Annotated in this window: 8 protein-coding genes; 6 read left to right on the top strand and 2 right to left on the bottom strand. The window is 59.9% G+C overall.

All coding sequences use genetic code 11. The annotated features are described in order from the left end of the window. The first annotated feature begins 158 nt into the window (after positions 1-158). The 3 genes from HB376_RS33925 to HB376_RS33915 are packed head-to-tail and all read left to right on the top strand — an operon-like array spanning position 159 to position 2,798. Positions 159-1,436 carry a NupC/NupG family nucleoside CNT transporter gene (locus HB376_RS33925; RefSeq protein WP_213768028.1) on the top strand — a complete coding sequence of 426 codons (1,278 nt, stop codon included), beginning with the start codon at positions 159-161 and terminating at the stop codon, positions 1,434-1,436. A gap of 10 nt (positions 1,437-1,446) precedes the next feature. Next, entirely contained in the window at positions 1,447-1,836 is a 390-nt protein-coding gene (locus tag HB376_RS33920) for a cytidine deaminase (RefSeq protein ID WP_213768027.1), read from the top strand. Then, positions 1,833-2,798 (top strand): nucleoside hydrolase, encoded by a 966-nt coding sequence (locus HB376_RS33915; RefSeq protein WP_213768026.1) that lies wholly within the window; start codon positions 1,833-1,835, stop codon positions 2,796-2,798. The genes HB376_RS33920 and HB376_RS33915 overlap by 4 nt, the downstream gene beginning before the upstream one ends. Here the strand turns inward: HB376_RS33915 and HB376_RS33910 are convergent. Both HB376_RS33910 and HB376_RS33905 read right to left on the bottom strand, forming a co-directional pair. Then, positions 2,795-3,469: an alpha/beta hydrolase gene (locus tag HB376_RS33910; RefSeq protein ID WP_213768025.1), complete on the bottom strand. Its 675-nt coding sequence runs from the start codon at positions 3,467-3,469 to the stop codon at positions 2,795-2,797. The genes HB376_RS33915 and HB376_RS33910 overlap by 4 nt on opposite strands. Positions 3,470-3,495: 26 nt before the next feature. Then, positions 3,496-3,885 carry an MAPEG family protein gene (locus HB376_RS33905; RefSeq protein ID WP_213768024.1) on the bottom strand — a complete coding sequence of 130 codons (390 nt, stop codon included), beginning with the start codon at positions 3,883-3,885 and terminating at the stop codon, positions 3,496-3,498. Positions 3,886-3,974: 89 nt separating this feature from the next. Between HB376_RS33905 and HB376_RS33900 the strand changes: the two genes are divergently transcribed. From HB376_RS33900 to HB376_RS33890, 3 genes are all read left to right on the top strand, one after another. Further along, a complete protein-coding gene (locus HB376_RS33900; protein ID WP_213768023.1) occupies positions 3,975-4,373 on the top strand; it encodes a PPC domain-containing DNA-binding protein in 399 nt (132 codons plus the stop codon). 386 nt (positions 4,374-4,759) lie between these two features. Then, positions 4,760-5,221 carry a mobile mystery protein A gene (locus HB376_RS33895; protein ID WP_213768022.1) on the top strand — a complete coding sequence of 154 codons (462 nt, stop codon included), beginning with the start codon at positions 4,760-4,762 and terminating at the stop codon, positions 5,219-5,221. Then, on the top strand, positions 5,200-5,808 hold the full coding sequence (locus tag HB376_RS33890) for a mobile mystery protein B (RefSeq protein ID WP_255631714.1): 609 nt from the start codon (positions 5,200-5,202) through the stop codon (positions 5,806-5,808). Before HB376_RS33895 ends, HB376_RS33890 begins: the two co-directional genes overlap by 22 nt. The last annotated feature ends 192 nt before the right edge of the window (positions 5,809-6,000 follow it).

The following is a 6,000-nucleotide window of genomic DNA, read 5'->3' as shown; positions in this document are numbered from 1 at the left end:
AAACCGACCACCCCGGCATAAACCCCGACCACTTAACCGCCTAAACCCAACCCCGCCCCAAGCCCCACCCGCGCCAGCAAACCCTCCCGCCCTATTCTCCAAACCCCACACATGGCGTAGCATCCGCCCATTCCTCCGACAAACATAAACAACGAGACATGGCCCTGATCGCGCGCAATCTGCTTGGCATCGCCGTACTGCTGCTCATCGCTTTCATCTTCTCCACCAATCGCCGCGGCATTCGCCTGCGCACCGTCGTGCCCGCGTTGCTGGCGCAAGTCGGCATCGGCGCGTTCATCCTGTTCGTGCCCTTCGGCAAAAGCGTGCTCTCCGCTGCGGCAGCAGGAGTCAACCACGTACTCGCCTACGGCAACGCAGGCATCGAATTCCTGTTCGGCGGTCTCGTTCAATCGAAGATGTTCGAACTCTTCGGCAACGGCGGTTTCGTCTTCGCCGTTCGCGTGCTGCCCGCCATCATCTTCGTGACCGCATTGATCTCGGTGCTCTATTACCTCGGCATCATGCGCTGGATCGTGATCGTGCTCGGCACGATCTTCCAGAAGCTGCTCGGGGTGTCGAAGATCGAATCGTTCTCAGCCGTCACCACCATCTTCCTCGGTCAAAGCGAAATGCCGGCAGTCGTAAAGCCGTTCGTGCGCGACATGACCAACGCGGAACTGTTCGCCGTGATGTCGAGCGGCATGGCGGCAGTCGCCGGTTCAGTGCTCGCGGGATATGCGGGCCTTGGCGTGAAGGTCGAATACCTGCTCGCGGCGTCGTTCATGGCTGTGCCGGGCGGACTGCTGTTCGCCAAGATCATCCACCCCACGAGCGAAGCCAGCCGCGTCACGCTCGAGAACCTCAGCTTCGACGAAAAACGCCCGGCAAACGTGATCGAAGCGGCCAGTTCCGGTGCAACCGTCGGCCTGAAGATCGCGGTCATGGTCGGCGCCATGCTGATTGCGTTCGTCGGCCTGATCGCGTTGCTCAACGGGATTGTGGGTGGCATCGGCGGCTGGTTCGGCGACCCCAATGTATCGATGCAATCCGTGCTCGGCGCCGTGTTCTCGCCGCTCGCGTATCTGATCGGCGTGCCCTGGGATCAGGCCGCGCTCGCGGGCAACTTCCTCGGTCAGAAACTCATTCTCAACGAGTTCGTGGCCTACGCGTCGCTGTCTCCGTATTTGAAGGACTCCGCCAGCGTCGCCGCGGCTGGATTGCAGGTGCTCGATCCGCGTACCATAGCGATCTTGTCTTTCGCGCTGTGCGGCTTCGCGAACTTCTCGTCGATCGCCGTGCTCACCGGCGGCTTCAGCGCGGTTGCGCCGGAACGCCGCGCGGAAGTGGCACGCTACGGCCTGCGCGTCGTGCTCGCCGCCACACTCTCGAACCTGATGAGCGCGACGATCGCAGGCATGTTCCTGACGCTGAACTAAGGAGAAAATCATGACAATGGACGAGTTGCTCGAGCGCGCGAAGAACGCGCGCGAACGCGCTTACGCACCCTATTCAAGGTTCAAGGTCGGCGCAGCCTTGCTCACAAAAGATGGCAGTGTTTTCGATGGCTGCAATGTCGAGAATGCATCGTATGGATTGTGCAATTGTGCGGAACGTACGGCGTTTTTCAGCGCGATTGCCGCAGGTTATGCGCGTGATCAATTTGCAGCGCTCGCCGTGATCGGGGACACGGACGGGCCCATTGCGCCCTGCGGCGCGTGCCGTCAGGTGATCATTGAACTGGGCGGCCCCGAGTTGAGCATTCGCCTCGGCAATCTCAATGGCGCGATCCGCGACACTACCGCCCGCGAACAACTGCCCGACGCGTTCTACCTATGACAATCCACAAGGTCATCTACGACACCGATCCGGGTGTCGACGACGCCATGGCGCTCGTGTTCCAGGCGCTGCATCCCGAGATCGAACTGCTTGGCATCACGAGCGTGTTCGGCAACGCGACCATAGAAACGACCACGGCTAACGCGCTCTACCTGCGCTCGCGTTTTGCACCCGGCGTGCCAGTAGCGCGCGGCGCGGCGGCGCCGTTGCATCGCGTGCCACCTGCGCCGCTCGGCTGGATTCACGGCGACAACGGTCTTGGCAATATCGAACTGGGCCAGCCCGCCGATACAACGCTCGACGCGCGCCCCGCGCATCAGTTCATGATCGATACGGTTCGCGCGTTTCCCGGTGAAGTGACGCTGATCGCGGTCGGTCCTTTGACGAATCTGGCGCACGCGCTGAAAGCCGACCCGGGTATTGCCGGGCTGGTGAAGCAGGTTGTCATCATGGGCGGCGCGTTCGGTACGGCCGGCGTGCTTGGCAACGTGTCGCCAGCAGCCGAAGCCAACATCCTGTGCGACCCCGATGCAGCGGATCTCGTGCTCGGCGCGGCGTGGCCGGTCACGCTCGTCGGTCTCGACGTCACGCAAAACACGATCATGCCGAACCAATGGCTTGCATCGATTCGCGATGGTGCAGGCGAGGCCGGCCGTTTTGTGTGGGACGTATCGCGGCATTACGCGCAGTTCCACCAGGACAGCGCCGGACTCGAAGGCATCTATGTCCACGATTCATCGGCTGTGGCGTACGTGCTGGCTCCGCATCTCTATACGGTGCGCAAGGGTCCCGTGCGTGTGCTCACCAGCGGTATCGCGACCGGTCAGACGATACAGAAACCGTCGACCATGCGCGTGCCCGCGCCGGACTGGGATGACCGTCCGGCGCAGTCGGTCTGCATTGGCGTGGACGCAGCCGGAATGCTCGAGTTGTATAAAAACACCTTGTTCAAGGCACTTTAGCCGCCCAGTCTTGCGCCTAGCCACGCGCGCAAGGCCTCGACTTCTTCGCCGCAGACAGAATGCTGCATCGGGTAGGTATGCCATTCCAGCTTGCAACCATGCGCGAGCGCGAAGTCGCGGCCTTGAATAGCCAACTCGATCGGCAGCACAGGGTCTTGCGTGCCATGTGCGGCGAAGATAGGCGTGTCGCGATTCGCTTCGCTGAACGCCGCATCAATCAAACCAGGCGACGGCACGTAACCGGACAGCACGATCAGTCCCGCGAGCTTCTCGGGATGCGTGAGCCCCGCCGTGTAGGTCATTGCTCCGCCTTGCGAAAAGCCCGCCAGGAAGATCTTCGAAGTCGGAATGCCGCGCTCGTTCTCACGCGTGATCAGTTCGCGAATCCGTTCGCACGACGCCTTCAGGCCAGCTTCGTCGACCCGGCGGTTCACGCCTTCGAACGACAAAATGTCGTACCACGCCCGCATCACATAACCGTTGTTGCCGGTAACCGGCATTTCGGTGGCGTTCGGAAAGACGAAACGCACAGCGGGCAGATCGCCCAGGCGCAGCTCGGGCACCAGCGGGATGAAGTCGTTGGCATCGGCGCCCAGGCCGTGCATCAGGATCACGGCGAACTCGGGATTCGGCGCGGTTTCCACGTCGATGGTGGTGAGCAAAGCGGTCATTGACTGGACTCCGGTTTCAGATGGTTTTAGATAATAGGGACGAGAACAAGGATGATGCCGAAAAGCGAAACGAGCCATACAAGCGAGCGCAGAAATGGAACTCCAGCCGCATACAAGGGCAGGTAGACCACGCGCGCGACGATGTACAACCACGCGCCCCACAACGTCAGCGTGCCTTCGCGGCCGGCCATATGCGCGATCAGGATAGCGATGGCGAATACGGGCAAGGTCTCGAACAGGTTGTTCTGGGCACGCATCAAACGGCCAGTCACCTTGCCGACGGGCGGTCCCGGCTGGTCACGCGGTCCGCCGTTATGTCCCAGGCCCGTTTCTCGGCTGCGCACCACCGACGGCAGCAGCACCTGGATAAGGGCAAGGACAAGTGTCCAGGCGAGTATATGAAGTTCGGTTGTCATGGGAAATGTCAGTTTGATTGGGGAGCGATGTGCGAAGCCGGAATCATCATGCCATCATTGATACACCGCGTAGCCTTGGGACTTCACTCATGCAAACACTTCCGGTGCGCCTTATGCCCGGCGACGACCTGCGTGTTGCGCTTGAAACAATCGCGCGGGACCAGGCCATTGGCGCCGCGTTCGTGATGCAGGGCATCGGCAGCCTGAGCGTGGCGAACCTGCGTTACGCGGGCATCGACCAGCCGACCCGGCTCACCGGTGACCTCGAAATCCTGACGCTGGCCGGCTCACTTTCAGCCGACGGCGCGCATCTTCACATGGCGGTCTCGAATGCCGAAGGCCGCGTGGTCGGCGGCCATGTATCGGCGGGATGCATAGTGCGGACGACGGCGGAAATCCTGATCGTTTGTTTGGACGGCGTCCGCTTCTCACGCGATCTGGATCCGCGTACCGGCTTTCCCGAACTATCGATACACCCTCAGGACTGATGCCGCGACGGCCCTGGCCTCGGCCTATACCGGTGCGTCGATTCGATGCTCAAGATACACGCCACCAGCCTGACTGTTCCCAGCGTAAAGCCTGCCAGCACATCGCTTGCGAAATGGGGTATCCGGAATAACGTGCGGAAACGGGTCCCACTTCCAAGTTCCGGATACCCACATCGTTACGCTGTCACCGGCACTCAACAGCCCTCCGAAGAGGGCTGTTTTTTTGCTTTTTTCAATAGCTTATAGTGCAGCAAGTGCAGAATAAATGATTGCTTATAGGCTATCATATGGAAATTATTTGATGCATCATAGGGCAGCAAAAAACTGGTTATAGCTGCACTCTGAGCTATCATTTCAAGGTTTTTAGTTAGCCTATAGGCAAACAAATGAATTCGAGAATGAACCAGCTCAGGCTTGAACAAGTTCAGACATCGGCCGAAGCGTATGCCGATTTGGCGAAGCGCCGTGCGCCGCCTCGGGGCTGGTTGAAGCTCATTCGAGAATCATTGGGGCTGACTGAGCGGCAACAGGCCGAGCGCCTGGGTATCTCTGCGCCGACTTTGCACAAGTCAGAGCAAGCGGAAGCGGATGAACGAATCACGCTTGGGCAATTGCGCAAGCTGGCAGAGGGGCTGGACTGCGAGCTGGTCTATGCTTTGGTGCCCCGGAAGCCACTCACGCAAGTGGTCGCGGAACGGGCGCGCGCCATTGCGCTGCAAGAGGTCGGCGGGGTAGCGCACACCATGAGTTTGGAGGACCAGCGCCCGACTACGGCCCGCCTTCGCAAACAGGTTGAGCAGCGAGCCGAAGAGTTGCTTCGGGGTCGATGGTCGGCACTATGGCGATAGATTTTGATGAACAGGAGGGGCAAACGCCTCTCGACCCCGACGAAATCGCCGGACTAAAACCAACGCACCTGACCACAAAGGGTGAGCTTAACGACTGGGAGCAGGAGAACATCCTGGCGTCGGTGACATGGCTTCGCCGTGCCCGTCAGCCAGACGTGCTCAGTGAGGATTTCTGCCGCACCCTGCACAAAAAAATGTTCGATAAGACCTGGGCCTGGGCCGGCACATTCCGGAAGTCCGATAAAAACATCGGATGTGATTGGACACAGGTGAGTGTCAAGCTGCGAAATCTTTTCGACAATGTGCGCTACTGGATTGAGAATAAAATCTTCCCGCCGGATGAAATAGCGGCCCGATTTCACCGTGAGCTGGTCTGGATTCACCCCTTTCCAAACGGCAATGGCCGACACTCACGGATGATGGCTGATGCACTTTTGCGCAGCATGAGAGAGCCTCATTTTCCGTGGGGTGGTGGAGGCACGCTCGTCAATGCCGACAACGCTCGCGCGCTATATCTAACTGCACTGCGTGCCGCGGACAAAGGTGACTACACGTTGCTGCTTGCCTTCGTTCGCAGCACGGCTTAAGTTCAACGAGCGAATGTCATTGAAGAACGCGCTCGCGGGTAGAGGCCGCGGAGGTACATCAGAAAGCCGCTGGTTTTCGAAACAATCAAGGCAAGTGGACGGGCAGCGTAATGACGCGGCTGAATCCCCTTTCCCGTCACCCTAATTTCCGGCTTTGGTCAGCCGTGGGGACCTGAACCGAGACCTCACAGT

Origin of the sequence: Caballeronia sp. dw_19, assembly GCF_018449515.1 — a bacterium.
Taxonomy (GTDB): Bacteria; Pseudomonadota; Gammaproteobacteria; order Burkholderiales; family Burkholderiaceae; genus Caballeronia.
This window is presented reverse-complemented; position numbering and strand designations above follow the sequence as displayed.